The 1,971-nt window shown below is 46.0% G+C and carries 1 protein-coding gene; it reads right to left on the bottom strand.

Annotated elements, in window-relative coordinates:
• Positions 1-400 precede the first annotated feature (400 nt).
• Complete coding sequence (locus OOZ15_RS19780; RefSeq protein WP_265958166.1) at positions 401-1,756, bottom strand: transposase; 1,356 nt, start codon at positions 1,754-1,756, stop codon at positions 401-403.
• Between the last annotated feature and the right edge of the window lie 215 nt (positions 1,757-1,971).

The following is a 1,971-nucleotide window of genomic DNA, read 5'->3' as shown; positions in this document are numbered from 1 at the left end:
ATTGATAGCTTATATAGAAACTGTGAATTTCATTTGCTTTTATTGTTACCACCAGATTTCATAGTCAATGGCTAGAACCCTATCTTCATCAATTATATATAGACCTACAAATTCTTTAAATTTATTGTGTTTTGTTCGGCATCATGGCTCCCTATCGTCTGTACAAAATGGTTTTTCTACATAACAAGCCTGATAAAGGAAATACGAAAGTTATTTGAAACCCTTTAGGCACTTTCAGAAGTAAGCCAATTTGATAAAACAATAAGCTAAAAACTCAGGTGATTTTAGATGGATTCCCTGAGTTTTTTTGTTTTTCACCGGCACCTTTGGTGCTTTAGATGGATTTTAGCCAGAAAAAGGCATAGGTACCCCAATGATTTTTGGTTTGTCGGGTAAAATATCATGCTACTTCTTTGAGCTGTTGCCTTGTCATGCGCCTGCCGATCTCCAGACAGTTGGCCGTGTGGATACCGAAGAATATCCAAAGGATTTCTGTCCGCTTGGTCTTGGCCTTGACTTTCTTTAGATGATAATGTTCTTTTTCTTTACCAAAACTCCCTTCGAGCCTTGAAGCCCGCTCTTTGGTGATCATCCCCTTGAGCTTATCCTGTACCTTACGGTGTTTGGCTTTAGGTCCTTTGGCTTTAAAATCGGTCTTGATACCGTGCTTGGTAACGAACCTGCGGTTCTCGTTGGTAGCGTAAATGGTATCGGCACCGAGGACCTTCAGTTTTTTGTGGGTAAGGCTTTGTGTTTTGTAAACGGAACTTTTAAGGCGAGTGCCCTCGTTGAAGTTGTCAAAACTTATGTGTTCGATGAAGTTGATGCCGCCTACCTGTATTTTATTGACCTTGGCACCGAACTCTACTTTCTTGATTTCTTTGCCCCGGACTATGGGACGGAGGTACCCTTTGCCGATACTGACGATACAGTCTTTGGGCTTTTCCCCGGTGACAAAGAGCCGGAACTGTTGCCGGTACACCTTCCGGATGGTGGCCGCCCTGCGGTAGTAAGCCTTGGGGAGGGTTGGCCGGTATGTTTTCAGCAGCTGCTGTTCAAAAACCAAGAACTTCTCCAATAATTTGAGCAGGGCACGGGTCAGGGAGCGGCGCTTCTTTGCGGTTTTCCTGCGCATCTTGCTATAGCCGGTATAACGCTTCTTCCATTTCAGGTATTTGCTCCAGGGCAGTTTCACCCCCAACACGCGGCAAAGGCGGCGGAGTTCCCCATAGAGCCACTCCAAGGATTCCCAGAGCAGCTTGGTGCTCGTTGGGTAGCGCACCTCGCTCTCGTAGCAGGTAGCATCCACCACGGCTTTTTCCGCCTCATCGATACAGGGCCTCCAATGGGTGTAGAACACTTTTTCCAGGGTATCGATATCCAGCACTTTGGACACCTCACAGCGGATCTGGCTCACGATCTTGTAGTTGGTGATCCGTTCAAGCCCCAAATGGAGGTCACAGAAAAACTGGTAATCGATGTTGCTGTTCAGCTGCTCGATGAGCTTCCGGTCCGAACAGCCCGCATAGTGCTTTAAAAACATCAGGGCGATCCGCCCACGGGGGCTGAACATCATCCGGGTGCCACGGCCGGATTCTTTCAGGCCAAATCCCTTGACCATGGCCTCCCAGGGGATGGCTTGGTAAATCTTGCCCAGGTCGCTCTCAAAAAAGCGCTCTTGGTAAGCCGTTAACTCTTCGGTGGGAGATAAAAACGAAAAGCTGTGCTGTAATTCAGATATTCTTTGTAATTTCATCGTTAAGGAAAAAGAAAACCCCGTTTTTTGCGCTTTTGGCCAATTTTCGGGGTTTGTTCTTTTCTAATTTACAACGTAATCACTTGAATTACAAATCTATATTAACTTCTGAAACTGCCCCTTTATCCGCACCCTTCTTACTATTGGGACACCCATCTATTCCAGGAACACAAAGAGCTCTGTTCCTTTTGGAGTCCTTAATGACAAAACTCCTC

This window comes from Galbibacter kalidii (assembly GCF_026241135.1).
GTDB lineage: Bacteria > Bacteroidota > Bacteroidia > Flavobacteriales > Flavobacteriaceae > Galbibacter.
The sequence above is the reverse complement of the archived record's forward strand: the minus strand, read 5'-3'. Positions and strand labels throughout refer to the sequence as shown.